The organism is Amaricoccus macauensis, from assembly GCF_049800915.1.
In the GTDB taxonomy this organism is placed as follows: domain Bacteria; phylum Pseudomonadota; class Alphaproteobacteria; order Rhodobacterales; family Rhodobacteraceae; genus Amaricoccus; species Amaricoccus macauensis_A.
In genome coordinates, this window is sequence record NZ_JBNAFY010000001.1 from 607,180 (window position 1) to 625,926 (window position 18,747).

Here is an 18,747-nt window from a genome sequence, read left to right on the forward strand (position 1 = left end):
GGTTCATTCTGCCGCCGGAAGGATCCGGCGCGACAGGGTCGCGCGGGCCTCGTAGTCCTCCTGCCAGTCGGTAGGGCCATTGGAGGGGCTGACCTGAACCGCCGTCACCTTGTATTCCGGACAGTTCGTTGCCCAGTCACTGAACTCGGTGGTGATGACATTGGCCTGGGTCTCGGGATGGTGGAACGTCGTGTAGACCACGCCCGGCGCCATCCGGTCCGACACCCGCGCCTTGAGGCTGGTATCGCCACGCCGCGAGGCGAGCCGCACCCAATCGCCATCCTTCACGCCGCGCACCTCCGCGTCGTGCGGGTGGATCTCCAGCACGTCTTCCTTGTGCCACGTGGTGTTTTGGGTCCGTCGCGTCTGCGCCCCGACATTGTATTGGGACAGGATGCGGCCGGTAGTGAGCAGAAGCGGGAAGCGCGGCCCGGTCTTCTCGTCGGTCGGCACGTACTCGGTCATCATGAACTTGCCCTTGCCGCGCACGAAACCGTCGATATGCATGACCGGCGAGCCCTCGGGATGCGCCTCGTTGCAGGGCCATTGCACCGAGCCCTTCTCCTCGAGCAGGTCGTAGCTCACCGAGGCGAAGCTCGGCGTGGTCGCTGCGATCTCGTCCATGATCTGGCTCGGATGGGTGTATCCCCAGGACGCGCCCATGGCATTGGCGAGCATCTGGGTGATCTCCCAGTCCTCGTAGCCATTAATCGGCTGCATCACCTTGCGCACCATGTTGATCCGGCGCTCGGCGTTGGTGAAGGTACCGTTCTTCTCGAGGAAGGTCGAACCCGGTAGGAAGACATGCGCATAGTGCGCGGTCTCGTTCAGGAAGAGATCATGCACGATGACGCAGTCCATCGCCGCCAGCCCGGCGGAGACATGCTTCGTGTCCGGATCGGATTGCAGAATATCCTCGCCCTGGATGTAGATGCCCTTGAAGGTTCCGGATACGGCGGCATCGAGCATGTTCGGGATGCGCAGACCGGGCTCCGGATCGATCGCAACCCCCCAGAGCTTCTCGTAGATCCCGCGCGCTCCATCGTCCGAGACATGCCGGTAGCCCGGCAGTTCGTGCGGAAACGAGCCCATGTCGCAGGAGCCCTGCACGTTGTTCTGACCGCGCAGCGGGTTCACGCCCACGCCTTTGCGTCCGATATTGCCGGTCATCATTGCGAGGTTGGCGATCGCCATGACGGTGGTCGAGCCCTGGCTGTGTTCGGTCACCCCCAGCCCGTAGTAGATCGCCCCATTTCCGCCCTTGGCAAAGAGCCGTGCCGCATCGCGCAGCGCCGTGGCCGGAACGCCGGTCAGCATCTCGGTGGCTTCGGGGGAGTGGCGCGCATCGGCGGCAAACTCGGCGAAGGCCTGATACTCGTCCCAGTCACATCGGTCGCGGATGAAGGCTTCATCGGCGAGCCCTTCTGTCACGATCACATGTGCGAGCGAGGTGAGCACGGCCACATTGGTGCCGGGGCGGAGTGGCAGGTGATGGGCAGCCGCGATATGGGGCGTTCTCACCAGGTCGATCCGTCGCGGGTCGATGACGATGAGCTTCGCGCCAGACCTGAGCCGCTTCTTGAGGCGGGAGGCAAAAACCGGGTGGCCGTCGGTCGGGTTCGCGCCGATAACGATCACCACATCGGTATGTTCGACGCTGTCGAAATCCTGCGTGCCGGCGGAGGTGCCGAAAGCGGTCTTGAGCCCGTAGCCGGTGGGCGAGTGGCACACCCGTGCGCAGGTGTCGGTGTTGTTGTTGCCGAAGACAGCGCGGATCATCTTCTGGACCAGGTAGGTCTCTTCGTTCGTGCAGCGCGAGGATGTGATACCGCCTATTGAGGTCTTGCCGTGTTCTGCCTGAATGTTCTTCATGCGGTTCGCAGCAAACCCGATTGCCTCGTCCCAGCTCACTTCACGCCACGGATCATTGATGTCCTCGCGGATCATCGGCTTGAGAATGCGATCCTTGTGGTTGGCATAGCCATAGGCGAACCGACCCTTGACGCAGGAATGTCCGCGATTGGCCTTGCCGTGCTTGTAGGGCACCATGCGCACGAGTTCGTCGCCGCGCATTTCGGCCTTGAAAGAACATCCCACGCCGCAATAGGCGCAGGTCGTGACAACCGAGCGGTCGGGCGTACCGATCTCGATCATCGATTTCTCCTGAAGCGTGGCGGTCGGGCAGGCCTGCACGCAGGCGCCACAGCTCACGCACTCGGAGGAGAGGAAATTGTCCGCCGCAAGGCCCGCGTTCACCCGGCTGTCGAAGCCCCGTCCTGCAATGGTGAGCGCAAAGGTCCCCTGGACCTCCTCACAAGCCCGGACGCAGCGCGAACAGACGATGCATTTCGAGGGATCATAGGTGAAATAAGGGTTCGAATCGTCCTTGGGCAGGAATTTCGGGTTCACTTCCCCATTCTGCCGCACCTGGACGTGGTTCTCGCCTTCATAGCCGTAGCGCACGTCGCGCAGGCCCACCGCACCGGCCATGTCCTGCAATTCGCAGTCACCGTTCGCCGCGCATGTCAGGCAATCGAGCGGGTGGTCGGAGATGTAGAGTTCCATCACGCCGCGGCGCAACTTCTTGATCTTTTCGGTCTGGGTATGGACAACCATGCCCTCGTGCACCAGCGTCGTGCAGGAGGCGGGCGTGCCGCGCCGGCCCTCGATTTCCACGAGGCAAAGGCGGCAGGAACCAAACGCTTCGACACTGTCGGTGGCGCAGAGTTTCGGGATCGGGATGCCGGCCTCGACACTCGCGCGCATCACGGACGTGCCCGCAGGCACGCTCACCGCAAAGCCGTCTACGGTGAGATTGACCATCTTTGCCGAATGCGCTTCGGGCGTGCCGAAATCGACCTCGTCTGGGATGATGAAATCCTTCATTCCGCTGCCTCCTTGTGGGTGGCGAAATCATCGGGAAAATGGGTGAGCGCACTCATGACAGGATAGGGTGTGAAGCCTCCGAGCGCACAAAGGGATCCATCCTTCATGGTCTCGCAGAGATCGGTAAGAAGCCCGGCCGCCCCGGCGTCACCACCCGCGATGCGGTCGATGGTCTCCACCCCGCGCACGGCGCCAATGCGGCAAGGCGTGCACTTGCCGCAGCTTTCAATGGCGCAGAACTCCATGGCAAAGCGGGCCATCTTGAGCATGTCGACGCTGTCGTCGAACACCACGATCCCGGCATGGCCGATCAGCCCGCCTTGGCCGTCGAACTCCTCGTAGCCGAACGGCGTGTCGAACTTCTCGCGCGGGAAATACGCGCCAAGTGGACCACCGATCTGAACTGCCTTTACCGGACGCCCCGTGAAGGTGCCGCCCGCGATTCCGTCCACGAGATCCCCGAGCGACATGCCGAAGGCCGTCTCGAAAAGCCCGCCGTATTTCACGTTGCCCGCGATCTGGATTGGGATCGTGCCGCGCGAGCGCCCGAGGCCGAAGTCACGATAGTGCTCGGCGCCCTTTTCGAAAATCACCGGAACGGTCGCGAGCGAAATCACGTTGTTGACCACCGTAGGTTTGCCCAGGAACCCCTCAAGCGCCGGGAGCGGGGGCTTGGCGCGCACCACGCCACGCTTGCCCTCGAGAGAGTTGAGCAGACTGGTCTCCTCTCCGCAGACATAGGCTCCTGCGCCAACCCGGATCTCCATGTCGTATGTATGCTCGCTGCCCAGAACGGAAGCGCCGAGAATTCCCGCCTTGTGCGCAATCTGAACAGCGGCGTTCATCACCTCGACAGCGTCCGGATACTCAGAGCGCATGTAGACGTAACCTTTTGTCGCGCCGACCGCGATACCGGCGATCGCCATGCCCTCGATGAGCGTGAAGGGATCTCCCTCCATGATCATCCGGTCGGCGAAGGTGCCACTGTCGCCTTCGTCGGCATTGCAGACAATGTATTTCTGATCCGCATGCGCGAGGCTGACCGTGTCCCATTTGACGCCGGTGGGAAAACCCGCACCACCGCGCCCGCGCAGCCCGGACATCTTGAGCTCGTCGATGATCCTCTCTCGCTTCATGCCGATCACGCGGCGAAGCCCCGCGAGGCCACCATGAGCCTCATATTCTTCGAGAGAGAGCGGATCGATCACGCCGCAGCGCGCGAAAGTCAGGCGTGTCTGCTGCGCAAAGAAGGGGATCTCCTCGACCGGACCAAGACCGAGCGGATGCTCTCCAAATTCCACGTCGAAGAGGCCCGCCACATCCGTTGCGGATACGGGTCCGAACCCGGTGCGGCCCGCATCCGTTTCAACCTCGAGAAGCGGCTCGAGCCAGACCATGCCGCGTGAACCGTTGCGCACGATCTGCACGTCGATCTTGCGCCGACGGGCCTCGATAGCGACGGCATCAGCGACGTCGTCTGCGCCCATGGCGCGGGCGGCGGCATCGCGGGGAACGAAGATCTTCATGGCCGGGCATCCTCGACGAGTGCGACAATCTGATCGGCGTCCACCCGGCCCGCGGGTTTGTCGTCCATCAAGACGGCAGGTGCGCAGGCGCAAAGGCCAAGGCAGTAGACCGGCTCGATCGTCACCGCGCCGTTGCGGGTGGTTCCATGCCATTCCAGACCGAGTTTTTCCAGCGCTGCCGCGGAGACGGCCTCGCTGCCCGAGGCCTGGCAGGCTTCTGCGCGGCAGATCTTCAGGGTGTGCCTTCCGCCCGGCTCGGTCTTGAAGTCATGATAGAAGCTCATGACACCATGAACTTCGGCATGGCTGATATTGAGCGCCTTGGCGATCAGCGGAAGCGCCTCTTGCGGCACATGGCCGAATTCGCTCTGCACCGCGTGAAGGATCGGAAGTAGGGGGCCTTCAAGGCTGGCGTGATCCTCGAGAATTTCGGTCACGCGATGGCTCAACGCATCAACTGCGCTGTTTTCAGGCATCAAGGTCCTCCCGGTCTAGCTTCCCCTCCACCTTTCACCCTGGTTGGCCCCTCGATCAAGATCGAATTTTCGTTGATTGATAGGATCTGTCTATCAAGCCTCCGCTCGTCTTCGCGCCATCTGCAGAAGCGCATTCACGACGGGACCGTGCGGTTCCCGCTCCGGCGTGATCAGCCCGACCGGCTGATGGGTTTCCGGCTCGATGATCGGAATGGCGGTGAGCGGCGCATTCGTCAGAAAAATGTCGGCCGCTTTCTGAGGTAGAACCGTCACGCGTGAGCCATGCAACACGTGACTGATCAGGACGATCACGGAATTGGTTTCCACATTGGGCGCGGATGAGGCGCCGGCTGCATTCAGATGCTGCGCGATGATGCGGCGGTTCTGCATGTCGGGCGTCAGCAGGCAAAGCGGCAGTTCTCCCAATTCGGACCAAGACACATGATCCCGTTCGGTGATCGGTGAACCGCTTCGGGCGATCAGGACATAGCGTTCAGTGTAAAGGGGCACGGTCACGACCCGCCCAAGCGGTTCATTATCGAGATAGCTAATGCCCGCATCGATCTGCAGATTGTCCAGCAATTCAAGGATTTCGCTCGAATTCCGCGAGAGAATGGTAAAGCGGACGTTTGGATGCGCCTGCGAGAAATCGGCCGTGATCTGAGAGATTGTCGTGAGCGCGGTAGGAATGGCCGCGATCCGCAAATTTCCCGACAGTCCGCGCTTTGTCGCGCGGATTTCCTCGCGCATGGTGCGCGCGTCACCGACGATCCGCCGCGCCCATTCCAGCACCCGCTTGCCTTCCGGCGTCAGTCCGAGATACCGCGAGCCGCGCATCACGAGCGTGCTGCCGAGTTGCTCTTCAAGTTGCTTGATTGCGCTCGAAAGCGTGGGTTGTGTCACGCCGCATGATTGCGCTGCCTTTCCGAAATGCTCTTCAGTGGCAAGGGCAATGAACATTTCGAGTTTTTCGATCATGGCTGAGATCTGGCTATGAGGGGCAAGGGATCTATCAGCTTATAGCCTTCAGGAACCCCATTTCTACCGGTGCTTGCTTATTATCTCCGGCCTGCCGCGAAAGTCGTGCTCATTCCTTTATGCTTGCATCACCCATGCCTCTTTGGCCCGGATTTGCGACCTGAAGGGTGTTCACGCCTCGAAGAAGGACAGTGTGGTGCCCAGTATGAGCGCGAAACTGACCATGACCGTGGCTGCAGCGCGGTAGTTGCGCATCATATGCCCGATGAGGATCGGGCCGAGGATCCAGTTGGCGAGCCCGGTGACAAGGCCGGGGAAATATCCGCCCGCTTCTATGCTCCACCAGGTCTGCGCAACCGCTGTCCCGAAGACCACGTGCACCGTGAAAAAGAGCACGGGTACGAGAAGAAAGGTCGCCGCGCGAAGGTAAACGGCAAGACTCGAGAGCAGGAAGAAAGAAATGGAGACCATGGAATAAACGACGAACTGGTCATCGCTATAGGGCAACCCGCCGTGAAGCCGCGGCATGCGTTCGGGAAAATCCGTGGTAAACTGCTCGGCAAAGTTGATGCAATAGACCGCGATTGCGGCAAAATAGATCGGGAGCACGTCGCTCGGCGACGCCAGTTGGGTTTGTTTTAGATACATCCATGCAAACAACGCCCAGGCAAAGAGCAAACCTGGCAGTTGCATGGCCGCAAGCGAAAACTCCGAGCGTATTTCCACGAAAAGGCCGGCAAGCAGAAGAGCAAGCACACTGCCGGCGACAAACGACATCCGGTCGATTGTGACGGCAAACTGCATCGCTCCATTTCCCCTTGCCCGCTTCCACGGGCGGCTTCCGGCTGGAACGGCAGTTGCTCTGGCCTCCGCATGACGGGGGCCTGAACAGACTGCTCGACGTATGTCGACAAAGGTTCCAGCGTGACCGTGCCACTTGCAAGCTAAGAAACGCTGAATACCTCGAAGGCATCGCCGGGAAGCATCAACTGATCACCTGGATCTGGCCATCCTCGGTCCGGTATGGCTGGATCATTTAACGGATATCCAGTGAGTGCGCCGCTACGCTTTCCGCCGGGCTGGCCACGAGCCTGCTTGCTACAGCGCGGCGTGATGCGGGCGTGCATTCGGCCCCCGCAGCAGTCCGAGCTCTTTTCCGAGGCCAGCGAACTTCCGGATCCGGTCGATTTTCTTCTGGAGAAGGCTCCAATCATCGTCGCGCGCGATTGCGTCCCAGATTGCTTCGACCTCCTCGATCACCATGGTCTCGGGGCTTTCGGATGCGGACGGGTGGGCAAGTGCTCTGCCTAGACCAGGTGCTGTTTCGAGACCACGCAGCCCCTCTTTCACGCGCGGCCAGTAGCTCGTCTGGTATGTATCGCGGATTTCGCTTGCTTCGATTCGCTCAGGCAGACCACCACCCAGGAGATCATGGAAAACCTGCTGGAACGGCGGCGTCGTTTCGTGCATCGCGGTCCAGAACAGATGCATGAGTTCGTTGCTCGTTTCTGTGCCCGGAGAGATCAAGCCCAATCGCGCAAAGGTCTGTCGTTCAAGATGCCTTTGAAAGCGGATCGGGAAATCCTGATACACCGGTTCGATTGCATCCTGAGGGGCTATTGCCAGAAGGCACTCACCCAACCGCGCAAGGTTCCAGCTCAGCGCTTCGGGTTGTCGCGCAAAGGCATAAAGCCCGTTGTGATCAAAATAGGCTGCCGTATGAAGAGGGTCATACCGATCCTGAAAGCGCCAGGGTCCGTAGTCGAAGCTTTCGCCGGTAATGTTGGTGTTGTCGGTGTTCAGCACGCCATGGACGAACCCCGCTGCATACCATTCCGCACCCATGCGCGCCGTTGCATCGCAGATGCAAGCATAGAGCCCGGCAGCAAGATCATCAGTCTCGCGCGCCTCGGGCCAGAAATGTGTCGCGCAATGCTCCACCAGTGCGCGCATCTCATCCAGTTGCCTGTGCACGGCCAGCCGCTGGAAAGTGCCGATCCGGATGTGGCTGTGGCTGAGCCGGACAAGCACGGCGGACCGCGTGGGCGAGGGTTCGTCGCCGCGCGTCAACGCCTCGCCCGTCTCGACCAGCGAGAAGGTTTTCGACGTGTAGACCCCCAAGGCTTCGAGCATTTCCGTGGCGAGAATCTCGCGAACCCCACCCTTGAGAGTGAGCCGACCGTCACCTCCGCGGGACCAGGGCGTTGTTCCGGAACCCTTTGTGCCGAGATCGAGCAGGCGTCCATCCTCGAGATCACGCAACTGCGCGAAAAGAAATCCGCGCCCGTCACCGAGGTCGGGATTGTAGACCCGGAACTGATGGCCGTGATACCGCAGGGCAATCGGTTCGGGCAGACTGCCGGGCAAAGGTTCGAAGCGTGCGAAATGCGCCACCCATTGCTGGTCATCGGCGTCGTTCAGCCCAACGCGTGTGGCCCAGGCGTCATTCCTGAAGCGCAGTCTCGCCTGCGGGAATGAAGCCGGTTGGACGACGTCATGGAATTCGGAGCCGAGGGCGAGATGCGTCGTCTCGGGATTCATCTGCGCGAGGACAGGGGTGCTTGATAGGGCCATGGGTGAAACGTGGCACTTGCGCCGTGCAGCATCAACGCCTGAGCCGCCAAATTTGTGCAAGCGAGGGCGTTTACCTATGGAAGGCGCAATACCGTTTCGCGACCACGTTTGGAATAGCGCACGGAATCGCTGCCGATCGCGATGATCCGACCGCCTTCGAACCGATCGCCCGTCCTAACCTTTTTCACCTGACCGTTGGGCATCCGGACGAGCGCCCGCTTCTGGCTGCTGCTGCCGAAGATCCCGAGCAACGAAACGTCCCTGCTGCTGAGCCCGACGATCTCCTTGGCCGATGCTTTGGCGGGTTCGGCCGACGCTGTGACGACAGCGGCCGTAGGAGCGGCCTTGCGAACGGCAGTCTGGGTTGCGACGCCGGGAGCACGGCTGAAGGTCGGGGGATTCGGGCTGAAAGTCGTGGTTCGAGCGCTGCTGCCCGATCGGGGTCTCGGGGAAGGACGATCGGTCACCAGGGCTTCTTCCCGAGCCTGGCGTACTGCCTCGGCCACTGTGGCAGACACGTCGAGGGAGGTCGGCGCCCTGCCAGGTCGTGCTCTCGGTCGCAGCCTTTCGTCGGCCGAGAGCGAAACGGATACGATCGAGGCCGCGCGGGCATCGCTGATAACGGGTCGACCTTCCGGTCTGAGCGCTTCGGCTACGGCAATCCGGACCAGATCGGCGGGTGCCGCCGTAGGAACCGAAGTGTTGGTCGTCGGCGCCGCGCCAAGGAGCCCAGGAGAGGCATAACTGGGTGCCTCCTGCGGAATGGTTCTCGCGGGAAAACTCCGGGAAGAGACTGTCACCATCGGCACGGGCGCCGGCTCGGGAGCCGTCACGGCAGCCACGGGTGCTGCCTCCGGATCCGGCTTCGCGCGAAACGCTGCCGTTCTGAGATTTTCAGGCCTGTGTGCGGGTGGTCGCACGACTGCAACTTTGCTCTCTGCGGCCTCGGGTTTGGTCTCGGGTCTTTCATGCGACGGCGAGATTTTCAGTGCAATCTCCGCGGTCTGCTCCAGCTCGGGGTGGGCCGACGGCCAAAGCAGGGCCCAGGCCACCACAAGGCCGGACATGGAGGCCGCGACCGCTATCGCCTTGCGATGCTTGGGCGAAGCGGTCTCTGAGGGGGCAGAGAGGTCGGCCGCGATGAAAGCAGGCAGGTTTCCAGGTGGTGCGATGCGGCCCGCCTGCACACCGCAATCGCCGAGAAACAGCCGTGTCTCGTAGATGACCTCGCAGGTCACCGCGACCCATTGCCGGGTGCCCGTCTCGCTTGCGGCGCCTATCGAGACCATCACCTCGCTTTCAGGGACGTGGAACGCCTCGGCCGCTTTCCGCCACGCGTCCCCGACCTTGGCGCCCGCGGGCAATTCGCCGCGGACAAGCTCGGTTTCAGGCAGGATGATCTCTATAGACCTGCCGTTCTTCCGCGCCAAAGCGGCAAGTCCGGCCATTGCTCCCGAAGCATCGGGAGCGCCCAGATCCACTCGCGCAAGAGTGGTGCACGCGATCAGATCGCGCAACTCGATGCTGTCATGATCTAGAACGATCCGCAGCAGCGCATCGGTCGTTGTTTCACTGCTCATGCGATCTCGATCTCCGTCGAGTGTTTGCGACTCTCATCATATGCTATATCCGTATTCCGATCCAGTGTTCTTGCATCTTTGAATACAACTTTTGGTTGTTTTGAGGTAACAACCCGGAACATCTGGTACCAACGGAGCAGGATATTATGGGAATAACCACGAAATGGGCCGCAGTTCTCACGCTGGTCGCGCTCGTCACCGGTGAGGGTATCGCAGCCCAGGAGGTTTCTCGCCACATCACGGTCACGGGATCGGGCGTGGTTTCGGTGAAGCCGGACACCGCAAGGATCATGGTCGGAGTTCAGGCGCGGGGAGAGACGGCTAAGGCGGCGCTTGATGAGATGTCATCGCTTCTCGACGGGGTGTTCTCCGCTCTCGATGATGCGGGGATCGTGGAGGAAAACCGGCAGACGACCGCCCTGAGCCTTGACCCGCTCTACGTCCAGCAGGAGAGGGATGGGCGGAATACTCGGGAAATCTCCGGTTACCGCGCGATGAGTATGCTCTCGATACGCGTCGCGGACATTGGCGGGGCAGGAGCACTGATCGATAGGCTCACGCAAGCGGGTGCAAACCGCATTGATTCCATATCTTTCGAGATCTCCGAGCCGGAGGCGGCGGCCGCAACGGCGCGCCAGCGTGCGGTGGAGAATGCGAGGCAAAAGGCCGGAGAGTATGCCGAAGCAGCAGAGGTCTCGCTGGGGGAAGTAGTCTCCATCTCAGAACACGGCAGTGCCGCGCCCCGTCCAATGATGTCAGGCGCACGCATGGCGGAAGCGAGTTTTGCCGTCCCTGTTGCCGAAGGCAGCATAGAGGTGGAGGCGCAGGTTACCGTGATCTTCCGGATCGCCGATGGACAGTGAGCAGGGGTAGGGCCGCCGCGCCCTTTTGAGGCGGCGGCCGGCTGGTCAATATCAGGCGGTCGCTTTTGCCAGGGCCTGATCGAGGTCAGCGATGATATCGTCCGCGTCCTCGGTGCCGATTGAAACCCGCACGACATTCGGCGCCGCACCAGCTGCGACCTGCTGTGCCTCGTTAAGCTGTCGGTGGGTCGTTGAGGCGGAATGGATGATCAATGACCGCGTGTCGCCAAGGTTCGCCACATGGCTGAAGAGCTTCACGTTGTCGATCAGTTTCACGCAAGCGTCATAGCCGCCCTTGAGACCGAAGGTGAAGATCGCGCCCGCGCCCTTGGGGCAGATCTTCGACATGCGGGCGTGATAGGGTGAGGATTTTAGCCCGGCATAGGTCACGAACTCGACCCGCGAATCCTTCTCGAGCCATTCGGCAACTTTCTCTGCGTTGGCCACATGCTTCTCCATCCGCAGCGAGAGCGTCTCGATCCCCATGAGCGTGTAGTGTGCGCCCTGCGGGTTCATTGTCATTCCGAGATCGCGCAAACCCACCGCTATGGAATGGAAGGTGAATGCCATCGGGCCAAGAGCCGGACCGAATGCCAACCCGTGATAGGCCGGTTCGGGCTCGGACAGGGACGGAAACTTGTCCGACGCCGTCCAGTCGAATTTGCCGGAGTCCGTCACCGACCCACCGGTCACGGTGCCGTTTCCGGTTAGGTATTTCGTGGTCGAATTCACGACGAGCGTCGCACCGAGTTCGATGGGGCGGCAGAGATAGGCCGAGGCCGAGGTATTGTCGACGATAAGCGGGACACCGGCGCCATTGGCGATATCTGCCAGGGCCGGGATGTCGGTAATGTAGCCTCCGGGGTTCGCTATGGATTCGCAAAAGATCGCCCGGGTGTCGTCATCGCAGGCCGCGCGGACGGCATCGAGATCGTCCGTATCTACGAATTTTGCCGACCAGCCGAAACGCTTGATGGTCTGGGAGAACTGAGTGACCGTTCCGCCGTATAGTCTGGTCGATGCGACGATGTTCCGGCCCGGACCCATCAGCGGGAAGAGCGCCATGATCTGTGCCGCGTGACCCGATGAACAGCAGATCGTACCCGCGCCGCCTTCAAGTGCGTTGATCCTCTCCGCTAGCGCCGAAACCGTAGGGTTCGTCAGCCTCGAATAGATGTAGCCGATTTCCTGGAGGTTGAAGAGCGCGGCCGCGTGTTCGGCATCTCGGAAAACATAGGCGGTTGACTGATAGATCGGCGTCTGCCGTGCGCCCGTGGCCGGATCCGGATTCGCACCGGCATGAATCTGAAGCGTGTCGAATCCCTGCGGCTTATCGGTCATGGCGTTGGTTTCCCCCCGTTTTCGGTTTCGACGGGAAGCTATGGCAGCGGCGGGGATTGCGCAACCGCTCGCAAAAGGATCGCCTGATATCCCTCAAAAGTACGTCTAGGTCGTGGCGCGCGCTTCGAAGATGTTCACTCGCGCCGGAAGCGTGATGCCATTGTCGTCTTTCATCCTGCAAAAGCGTTTTCCCAAAGAATTCAGGATCGCTGCGAGGTCAGCTTTCGTGCCTTCGTTTTCGCGCAGGTATCCGGGGATCGGACCGATGACCTTCGCAAGCTGCAGGATCGTCTGCAGTCCGCCGGGGTGAAACAGCTCGATATCCCGCGCCTCGCCGCGACGGTGCTCAAACCCGGAACGCTCGAGGATACCCAGAACCCGATCGATTTCCGCGAAGGCGATCGGGCCGGGAGCATCGGGTGGGGTTGGTTTCGCAGGCCCGAAATGCTCTTCCGCCGCTGCACGGGCTTCCCCGAACCACGGGTTCTGATCCGCCCCCGCCCAGGCGACGAAAACGATCCGGGCCCGCGGCTTGAGACAGGTATGAATGTTCCGGAACGCCGCGACTGGATCCTCGAAGAACATCAGACCGAACCGCGAGATCACCGCATCGTAAAGGGCTATTCCGAGATCTGCGGACTGCGCATCGTCTATTCGGAAGGAGACATTGGAGATACCGCGCGCTTCCGCCCGTTCCCGGGCCAGTTCAATCAACGGGCGAGCGAAGTCGAGACCCACCACTTCACCTTCCGGGGCAAGGTGTTTCGCGAATGTCAGGCTCGTCGCGCCTGCACCGCAACCGACATCAAGTATACGCATGCCCGGTTCCGGTGCGATCGTCTCGAGAAGCAGTTCCGTGACGCTTTCATGCATCTGGTCGAGATCATCAGCCCGAGCAGACCATGTTTTTCCGCCGGGGCCATCGTTCCAGAACCTCGACTGATCCTCATTGCGTCGCATGGGGCGGACCTTTCAGGGCATGTCGCCCTACAAAAAAATGGCCGCCCGGGTCAGGGCGGCCAAACGATTCTCAACAAGCAGCACTGAGGCTCAGACCGACTCGTCGATCCAGCTCTTCAGGCTGGCCTTTGGTGCCGCGCCGGTCTTGTTGGAGACCATCTCACCGCCCTTGAACATGAAGAGCGCCGGAATGCCACGCACACCGAACTGCGCCGGCAGGCCCGGGTTCTCATCCACGTTCACCTTGGCGATCTTGATCTTGCCGTCATATTCTTCGGCCAGTTCTTCCAGAGCCGGACCAATCATCCGGCAGGGGCCACACCACTCAGCCCAGAAATCCACGACGACAGGCACGTCCGAGGCCAGAACCTCTTCCTGGAACGTGTTGTCGGTAACCTTAACCGTTGTCATTTTCGGCTCTCCTTGAGGGAAACGAAGTTGTTTCCAAACTATGAAGGCCGGTGGGGAGGGTCAAGGCGCACACGGTGCAGGCCAGCCATGTGAGAGACGGTTGGGCAGGAAGCCAAATCGCCCCCGGAAGGTCAGAGAAGAACTCGAGCACCCAAGTTTTTCACTACGGGGGACATCATTCCGCAAATGAAGCCGCGGAAAGAATTCTCTCCGTTTTTCTCGCAGCTTTGGCGTTGGGGACGGCGCGGGGTTTGCAGGGCCTGTTGCCCGGTCTGATCAGCCTGTCGCTTTCCAGTTGTCGATGAACTCCCAAGCCTCTTCCGGGGTCTCGACATAGTGAAACAGTCCGATGTCACCTGAATTGATTGTTCCGGCGTCTGCCAGGGCATTCCAGTTGATGACCTTCTCCCAGAACGGTTTGCCGAAGAGCAGGATCGGGAGTGGAGCCATCCTCCGCGTCTGAACGAGCGTAAGCACCTCGAAGAGTTCGTCGAATGTGCCGAATCCGCCTGGGAAGACCGCGATGGCGCGCGCGCGCATCAAGAAATGCATTTTGCGTATGGCGAAGTAGTGGAAGTTGAACGCGAGATCAGGCGTGCAGTAGGGATTCGGGGCCTGTTCGTGGGGCAAGACAATATTGAGGCTGATTGATATTCCGCCTGCGTCTTCCGCCCCCCGGTTACCCGCCTCCATGATGCCCGGTCCCCCGCCCGTGCAGACCACGTCCTCCCGATTGCCTGATGCAAGAGCCCGCTCGCTCGAAAGCCGGGCAAAAGCGCGCGCCTGATCGTAGTAGGAACCAAGGGCGGCGAGTCCCGCATGGCCGGGCTCCGCACCCCCGGGATCGGGAATACGGGCGCTTCCGAGCATTGCAATCGTCGAGACGACACCCCGCTCGGAGAGGGCCAGTTCCGCCTTGAGAAGTTCAAGCTGCAGCCTGACGGGCCGCAATTCATCGCGCGCGATGAAGTCGGTGTCATTGAAGGCGAGACGATAGCTCGGGCTCTCGGTCTGGCTCGTCCGTGGCACCTGACGCATGCGATCAAGATCTTCGCGTGCATCTGGAAATCGGCTTTGGTGGCGGCTCAGATCGGTCATGTCTCTCCCCGGCGGATTGTCATCCCTGCAGGATGTCATGGCTAGATTACGGATTTATATCTCCAGGTGCACCACTGCCAGTTCGCTCGCGCTAAATCGTTCGCACGCAACGCAGGGCGTGCCGCTTCCGGCTGAATTTGCTCTTCTGACGCGGCTGTGACTTCCTTTGGGCGTAGCGGATGTTAATCGTTGCAAGCCTGTTCATTACAGAGGGAGATTCCTGACATGTGCGAAAAAGATGGGTTCCAGCCCGGAGAGCGACTGAACTTGTCGCGCCGCTCATTCGGAGCGTTGACCGGGGCTGCAGGTGTCTCGATGCTCTGGGGCGGCAAGGCCACTGCCCAGGACGTTTCTGGCGAAGAGGTCGAGTTCGACACGCCGGATGGAACCGTGGATGGCTATTTCGTCCATCCGGCGAGCGGTTCCGCACCCGGTGTCATCATGTGGCCCGACATTTTCGGAATCCGGCCCGCCTTCCGCGCCATGGCAGACCGCCTTGCAGCAGAAGGCTATGCTGTTTTCGTGCCCAACCCGTTCTACCGTGACGCCACGGGCGAGGTGGTGAGTGAGGATGAGCCGCTCTTCTCGGCCATCGACCGACTGCGGCCGTATGCCGGCAACCTGACCCCCGATGCGGTGGTTCGGGATGCGACGGCCTTCACCGCTTGGCTCGACGATCAGGACGCCGTCGACACGGGCAAACCTATCGGTGTCATGGGCTTCTGCATGAGTGGATCCTACACGATCCGCGCGGCGGCAGCTCTTCCCGAGCGTATCGCGGCGGGCGCGTCGTTCCACGGCGGCGGCATCGCCACCGATGCGGACACCAGCCCGCACCTTCTGGCCGACGAAACCGACGCGGAATTTGTGTTCGCCATTGCCCAGAACGATGACGCGGAAGATCCCGAATCGAAGAACCGCCTCAAGGAAGCCTTCGGAGAGACGGCTGTCGTCGAAGTCTATCCGGCCGATCACGGCTGGGTTCCGCCGGACAGCCCTCGCCACGACGAGGAACAGGCAGAAAAGGCATGGTCCAGCTTGCTGACTCTTTTTGACCGACAGCTGAGCTGACAGTTGCTGGGTTCGGGCCAATGCGGTTCGAACCCGACTATTTGGTCTTGGGTTGGACAAATGCGCTCGTAGATAGAACGGCTCAGGCGTTGTATCGCGCCTGAGTTCCAGGGTGATTTTCGGCCGACGTCGCTTCCCCGATGGAAAAGAGATCCTCGAGGAAATAAGCCGAAAGTTCGGCGCGGCTGCCAAGCCCCGACTTGCGGTAGACGCTTTGCGCCTGTTGGCGGATGGTGGCTTCCGATGTACGCCTCAGGAGCGCAATCTCACGCAACGTTGCGCCTTTGAGGAGAAGGCCGGCCACATCGGCTTCGGCAGGAGTAAGTTGCCAGTTTTCGAACTGCTCCTCGATCGCCCGACCGAGCCCCTGCAGGAACCTGCGGCTCTGTGCGCGCCAGGCCCGACCTTCCCGCGCGCCGCGCTCGATCATGACCGCCAGGTCATCCGTGCGTCCGCGCAATTCGCTCAGCCGAAGCGCCAGGATCGCGGTCCCGGCAGCTGCCCCGATGAGAATGAATCGGTCGAGGAAATCGACCGCAAGATCCGGCATCAGGGCTGCATCTTCCACGGCTAGGTCTAGCAGGGTGAGCAGACCCGCCAAAAGGGCCACCGATCCGGCACCCAGTGCAATGACCTTTCCCGTTGGCATCCCAGAGTCCTGTCTACTTCGCCCATAGGGCGGGTCGATTCTATGCCCTCACGGCTCAGGCGGCCATCCGCCCTTTGCAGGATATGCCGAAACAGGGCGATTTGGCCCTCCTATCCTGCATTGGGCGGATGGAAAATAAGTTCGAGACGGAGGGTCCTGTTTCTGTCCACCGCCGAAAGGTGCCCGGCAGGGCGCGTTGTTTCTCCGGCACTTGATTAGAAAAGGAGATCGTGATGATCACCCTTTACCCTCGGCCCAATGCTGCGGAATTCACGACCACCATCGACAATCCCTTCCTAACCTTCCGTCCCGGCACGACTTTCATCAGCGAAAACCCGGACGAAGGCGAAATCATCACCGTCACGGTTACCGATGAAACTCGTGTCGTGGATGGCGTCACCTGTTTGGTTGTCCATGACGTTGTTACCCAGAACGGCTTCGTCATCGAGGATACCTATGACTGGTATGCCCAAGATGCCGGCGGCAATGTCTGGTATTTCGGCGAGGAGACCTACGAGATCGATCCGCTTGAGCCGGATGTGCGCATTCCCGAAGGCGCCTGGGAGGCCGGTATCAACGGCGCGCTCGCCGGGATTGTCATGCTCGCCGATCCAGAGCCTAGCCTAAAATATTACCAGGAATTCTACGAGGGTGAGGCAGAGGACTGGGCCGAAGTGAAGTCGCTCTATGCCGCGGCCCATGTGACATATGGCAGCTTTGCCGAAGACGTTCTCAAGACACGGGACGTTAACCCGCTCGATCCCTCGGAAGAGCGGAAATACTACGCCGAAGGGATCGGATTTCTTTTGGCCACCGATGAGGAGGGGGCGGGAGGCGCTCGTTCGCGTCGTGGTAGAAGGGACGAAAGCCGGTGAGACCCTCCTGGGCTATGCCGGAGGAGATGAGATCTTCGGTCGAAGTGGTGACGATAAACTCAGGGGTTTGGAGGGCAACGACACCCTTGCCGGCAATTGGGGAGATGACACCCTCATGGGCGGCGAGGGCTACGACCTCCTTAAAGGAGGCCTGGGCAACGATACGCTCAAGGGTGGGGAGGACGGCGATACGTTCGTCTTCTGGGGCTTTCACAATGCAAAACGCAAAGTAGACATCGTCGTGGACTACAACGCGGAAGATCTAGACGCACTCCAGTTCAAGGGGGGTGCGCACGCGGTCAAATCGGAGACCGAAATCGAAGACGGCTGGAAACTTACCATGAAAGGGGACGGGGACGTTGTTCTCCTGAAAGGGGTCGAGGATACCAACGGCGACGGGCACATTCTCGACAATCTGAAGCTGGTAGCCTGACCAAGTCAGTTCCACCTCATGGAAGTGGCGGGGTCGCGTTGCCTCCCGTCCGCCTTGGGGTTATGGACGCGCGACCTTGGAACGAGAGGAAGCGCGATGAACAAGGATAGCCTGGAAACCGCCATCGAGGCCGCATGGGAGGCACGGGAGACGATAACGCCCACCACCGGCGGCGAAACCCGTGCCGCGATCGAAACCACCCTCGAAGCGCTTGATGGCGGAAAACTTCGCGTGGCCGAGCGCGGCGCCGACGGCAACTGGGTCGTGAACCAATGGGCCAAGAAAGCCGTGCTTCTGGGTTTCCGCCTCAAGGACATGGAACCGCAATCCGGCGGTCCGCAGGGCGGCGGCTGGTGGGACAAGGTCGATTCGAAATTCAATGGCTGGAGCACGGATGACTGGAAGCGCGGCGGGTTCCGCGCTGTGCCCAACTGTGTCGTGCGTCGCTCGGCCTATATCGCACCCGGCGTGGTGCTGATGCCCTCTTTCGTCAACCTTGGAGCCTATGTCGACGAAGGTACAATGGTCGACACCTGGGCCACGGTCGGCTCCTGCGCGCAGATCGGCAAGAATGTCCACCTTTCGGGCGGCGTCGGGATCGGCGGCGTGCTGGAACCGATGCAGGCCGGACCTACGATCATTGAGGACAACTGCTTCATCGGCGCGCGCTCCGAGGTGGTCGAGGGCTGCATCGTACGCGAGGGCTCGGTTCTTGGCATGGGCGTATTCATCGGCAAGTCCACCAAGATCGTCGACCGCGAAACCGGCAACGTGACGTATGGCGAAGTGCCGGCGGGATCGGTCGTGGTCGCAGGCTCCATGCCCTCGAAGAACGGCATCAACCTCTACTGCGCTGTCATCGTGAAGCGCGTGGATGCGCAAACACGCTCCAAGACCTCGATCAACGAACTTCTGCGCGACTGAACCTTCCGGGATTTGGGCGGAACTCCACTGATTTTGCGGCCCGGGGAACAGAACGGGCCGTGAAGCATTATCTCCCACGAACACGCCATTCCTAGAGGGAGA

General features: G+C 61.0%; 17 protein-coding genes. 5 read left to right on the top strand and 12 right to left on the bottom strand.

All coding sequences use genetic code 11. The annotated features are described in order from the left end of the window. Nucleotides 1–3: 3 nt before the first annotated feature. The 7 genes from fdhF to ACP15W_RS02735 all read right to left on the bottom strand — a co-directional run bounded on the left by fdhF (nt 4) and on the right by ACP15W_RS02735 (nt 10,020). Nucleotides 4–2,886, bottom strand: coding sequence for a formate dehydrogenase subunit alpha (gene fdhF / locus ACP15W_RS02705; protein ID WP_424931284.1), 2,883 nt, complete (start codon nt 2,884–2,886; stop codon nt 4–6). Next, entirely contained in the window at nt 2,883–4,412 is a 1,530-nt protein-coding gene (locus ACP15W_RS02710; RefSeq protein ID WP_424931285.1) for a formate dehydrogenase beta subunit, read from the bottom strand. The genes fdhF and ACP15W_RS02710 overlap by 4 nt, the downstream gene beginning before the upstream one ends. Continuing rightward, on the bottom strand, nt 4,409–4,888 hold the full coding sequence (locus ACP15W_RS02715; RefSeq protein ID WP_424931286.1) for a formate dehydrogenase subunit gamma: 480 nt from the start codon (nt 4,886–4,888) through the stop codon (nt 4,409–4,411). The genes ACP15W_RS02710 and ACP15W_RS02715 overlap by 4 nt, the downstream gene beginning before the upstream one ends. A gap of 93 nt (nt 4,889–4,981) precedes the next feature. Beyond that, on the bottom strand, nt 4,982–5,866 hold the full coding sequence (locus tag ACP15W_RS02720) for a LysR family transcriptional regulator (RefSeq protein ID WP_424931287.1): 885 nt from the start codon (nt 5,864–5,866) through the stop codon (nt 4,982–4,984). A gap of 171 nt (nt 5,867–6,037) precedes the next feature. Then, the gene (locus ACP15W_RS02725) at nt 6,038–6,670 is read right to left on the bottom strand and encodes a hypothetical protein (RefSeq protein WP_424931288.1); all 633 of its coding nucleotides are present in this window, start codon (nt 6,668–6,670) and stop codon (nt 6,038–6,040) included. A gap of 294 nt (nt 6,671–6,964) precedes the next feature. Beyond that, nucleotides 6,965–8,440, bottom strand: coding sequence for a protein adenylyltransferase SelO family protein (locus tag ACP15W_RS02730; protein ID WP_424931289.1), 1,476 nt, complete (start codon nt 8,438–8,440; stop codon nt 6,965–6,967). 74 nt (nt 8,441–8,514) lie between these two features. Continuing rightward, on the bottom strand, nt 8,515–10,020 hold the full coding sequence (locus ACP15W_RS02735) for a hypothetical protein (RefSeq protein WP_424931290.1): 1,506 nt from the start codon (nt 10,018–10,020) through the stop codon (nt 8,515–8,517). Nucleotides 10,021–10,166: 146 nt separating this feature from the next. Between ACP15W_RS02735 and ACP15W_RS02740 the strand changes: the two genes are divergently transcribed. Beyond that, nucleotides 10,167–10,883 carry an SIMPL domain-containing protein gene (locus tag ACP15W_RS02740; protein WP_424931291.1) on the top strand — a complete coding sequence of 239 codons (717 nt, stop codon included), beginning with the start codon at nt 10,167–10,169 and terminating at the stop codon, nt 10,881–10,883. A 51-nt stretch (nt 10,884–10,934) separates the two neighbouring features. On the opposite strand, the gene ACP15W_RS02745 is transcribed toward ACP15W_RS02740, so the two are convergent. From ACP15W_RS02745 to ACP15W_RS02760, 4 genes are all read right to left on the bottom strand, one after another. Next, nucleotides 10,935–12,224 carry an O-acetylhomoserine aminocarboxypropyltransferase/cysteine synthase family protein gene (locus ACP15W_RS02745; protein WP_424931292.1) on the bottom strand — a complete coding sequence of 430 codons (1,290 nt, stop codon included), beginning with the start codon at nt 12,222–12,224 and terminating at the stop codon, nt 10,935–10,937. Between the two features lie 105 nt (nt 12,225–12,329). Continuing rightward, the gene (locus ACP15W_RS02750; protein ID WP_424931293.1) at nt 12,330–13,184 is read right to left on the bottom strand and encodes a class I SAM-dependent methyltransferase; all 855 of its coding nucleotides are present in this window, start codon (nt 13,182–13,184) and stop codon (nt 12,330–12,332) included. A 90-nt stretch (nt 13,185–13,274) separates the two neighbouring features. Beyond that, on the bottom strand, nt 13,275–13,595 hold the full coding sequence (gene trxA, locus ACP15W_RS02755; RefSeq protein ID WP_424931294.1) for a thioredoxin: 321 nt from the start codon (nt 13,593–13,595) through the stop codon (nt 13,275–13,277). 276 nt (nt 13,596–13,871) lie between these two features. Beyond that, nucleotides 13,872–14,693 carry an LOG family protein gene (locus ACP15W_RS02760; RefSeq protein ID WP_424931295.1) on the bottom strand — a complete coding sequence of 274 codons (822 nt, stop codon included), beginning with the start codon at nt 14,691–14,693 and terminating at the stop codon, nt 13,872–13,874. A gap of 225 nt (nt 14,694–14,918) precedes the next feature. Here ACP15W_RS02760 and ACP15W_RS02765 point away from each other — a divergent pair, with 225 nt between their 5' ends. After that, nucleotides 14,919–15,764 (top strand): dienelactone hydrolase family protein, encoded by an 846-nt coding sequence (locus ACP15W_RS02765; protein ID WP_424931296.1) that lies wholly within the window; start codon nt 14,919–14,921, stop codon nt 15,762–15,764. A gap of 82 nt (nt 15,765–15,846) precedes the next feature. Here the strand turns inward: ACP15W_RS02765 and ACP15W_RS02770 are convergent, their stop codons facing one another. Continuing rightward, entirely contained in the window at nt 15,847–16,413 is a 567-nt protein-coding gene (locus ACP15W_RS02770; protein ID WP_424931297.1) for a helix-turn-helix transcriptional regulator, read from the bottom strand. A gap of 233 nt (nt 16,414–16,646) precedes the next feature. Between ACP15W_RS02770 and ACP15W_RS02775 the strand changes: the two genes are divergently transcribed. From ACP15W_RS02775 to dapD, 3 genes are all read left to right on the top strand, one after another. After that, the gene (locus ACP15W_RS02775; protein ID WP_424931298.1) at nt 16,647–17,288 is read left to right on the top strand and encodes a hypothetical protein; all 642 of its coding nucleotides are present in this window, start codon (nt 16,647–16,649) and stop codon (nt 17,286–17,288) included. Next, the gene (locus ACP15W_RS02780) at nt 17,263–17,721 is read left to right on the top strand and encodes a hypothetical protein (protein WP_424931299.1); all 459 of its coding nucleotides are present in this window, start codon (nt 17,263–17,265) and stop codon (nt 17,719–17,721) included. Before ACP15W_RS02775 ends, ACP15W_RS02780 begins: the two co-directional genes overlap by 26 nt. 96 nt (nt 17,722–17,817) lie before the next feature. Then, a complete protein-coding gene (gene dapD / locus ACP15W_RS02785; RefSeq protein ID WP_424931300.1) occupies nt 17,818–18,645 on the top strand; it encodes a 2,3,4,5-tetrahydropyridine-2,6-dicarboxylate N-succinyltransferase in 828 nt (275 codons plus the stop codon). Nucleotides 18,646–18,747 lie beyond the last annotated feature (102 nt).

Excerpts from the sequence above, each read along its gene's own strand:
- ACP15W_RS02750 (WP_424931293.1), bottom strand. The coding sequence starts at position 13,184 with ATGCGACGCAATGAGGATCAGTCGAGGTTCTGGAACGATGGCCCCGGC.
- ACP15W_RS02735 (WP_424931290.1), bottom strand. The coding sequence starts at position 10,020 with ATGAGCAGTGAAACAACGACCGATGCGCTGCTGCGGATCGTTCTAGAT.
- trxA (WP_424931294.1), bottom strand. The coding sequence starts at position 13,595 with ATGACAACGGTTAAGGTTACCGACAACACGTTCCAGGAAGAGGTTCTG.
- ACP15W_RS02715 (WP_424931286.1), bottom strand. The coding sequence starts at position 4,888 with ATGCCTGAAAACAGCGCAGTTGATGCGTTGAGCCATCGCGTGACCGAA.
- ACP15W_RS02775 (WP_424931298.1), top strand. The coding sequence starts at position 16,647 with ATGATCACCCTTTACCCTCGGCCCAATGCTGCGGAATTCACGACCACC.
- ACP15W_RS02730 (WP_424931289.1), bottom strand. The coding sequence starts at position 8,440 with ATGGCCCTATCAAGCACCCCTGTCCTCGCGCAGATGAATCCCGAGACG.
- ACP15W_RS02770 (WP_424931297.1), bottom strand. The coding sequence starts at position 16,413 with ATGCCAACGGGAAAGGTCATTGCACTGGGTGCCGGATCGGTGGCCCTT.
- ACP15W_RS02720 (WP_424931287.1), bottom strand. The coding sequence starts at position 5,866 with ATGATCGAAAAACTCGAAATGTTCATTGCCCTTGCCACTGAAGAGCAT.
- fdhF (WP_424931284.1), bottom strand. The coding sequence starts at position 2,886 with ATGAAGGATTTCATCATCCCAGACGAGGTCGATTTCGGCACGCCCGAA.
- ACP15W_RS02725 (WP_424931288.1), bottom strand. The coding sequence starts at position 6,670 with ATGCAGTTTGCCGTCACAATCGACCGGATGTCGTTTGTCGCCGGCAGT.
- ACP15W_RS02760 (WP_424931295.1), bottom strand. The coding sequence starts at position 14,693 with ATGACCGATCTGAGCCGCCACCAAAGCCGATTTCCAGATGCACGCGAA.
- ACP15W_RS02740 (WP_424931291.1), top strand. The coding sequence starts at position 10,167 with ATGGGAATAACCACGAAATGGGCCGCAGTTCTCACGCTGGTCGCGCTC.
- dapD (WP_424931300.1), top strand. The coding sequence starts at position 17,818 with ATGAACAAGGATAGCCTGGAAACCGCCATCGAGGCCGCATGGGAGGCA.
- ACP15W_RS02745 (WP_424931292.1), bottom strand. The coding sequence starts at position 12,224 with ATGACCGATAAGCCGCAGGGATTCGACACGCTTCAGATTCATGCCGGT.
- ACP15W_RS02710 (WP_424931285.1), bottom strand. The coding sequence starts at position 4,412 with ATGAAGATCTTCGTTCCCCGCGATGCCGCCGCCCGCGCCATGGGCGCA.
- ACP15W_RS02765 (WP_424931296.1), top strand. The coding sequence starts at position 14,919 with ATGTGCGAAAAAGATGGGTTCCAGCCCGGAGAGCGACTGAACTTGTCG.